General features: G+C 48.0%; 2 protein-coding genes. One reads left to right on the top strand and one right to left on the bottom strand.

All coding sequences use genetic code 11. The features are described from left to right. The coding region (locus tag LZP73_RS19425) for a YgaC family protein (RefSeq protein ID WP_234236555.1) at positions 1 to 225 on the top strand (225 nt) is incomplete at its 5' end. Between the two features lie 36 nt (positions 226 to 261). Here the strand turns inward: LZP73_RS19425 and alaE are convergent. Further along, positions 262 to 373: L-alanine exporter AlaE (gene alaE / locus LZP73_RS19420; protein ID WP_020242283.1), on the bottom strand; the 112-nt coding region annotated here is incomplete at its 5' end.

Genomic DNA, 373 nt, shown 5'->3' with positions numbered 1-373 from the left:
GAAGCGCGAATGGGACGTACCGCCCTGGTGATTCATCCAACATTAAAAGAACGTAGTTCAACACTGGCTGAACCCGCTTCCGATATTAAAACTTGCGATCATTACCAGCAATTTCCGCTCTATTTAGCGGGTGAACGTCATGAGCATTACGGTATCCCGCATGGCTTTAGTTCGCGTGTTGCGCTTGAACGTTATTTGAATGGTTTATTTGGCGAAGCCAGTTAAAGACGCGACTGGCGATGCCAGTCGCGAAAAGAAGGGTCAGGCTTTTACCTGCTGGTAACGGCTGACTTTAAACAGTCGGCGGCAATAATCGAGGAAGTAGCCATAAACCGCCCCCATCAACATCGAAACAACGATGTTTGAACTGACT

This window comes from Shewanella sp. AS16, from assembly GCF_021412365.1.
GTDB lineage: Bacteria > Pseudomonadota > Gammaproteobacteria > Enterobacterales > Shewanellaceae > Shewanella > Shewanella salipaludis.
The sequence above is the reverse complement of the archived record's forward strand: the minus strand, read 5'-3'. Positions and strand labels throughout refer to the sequence as shown.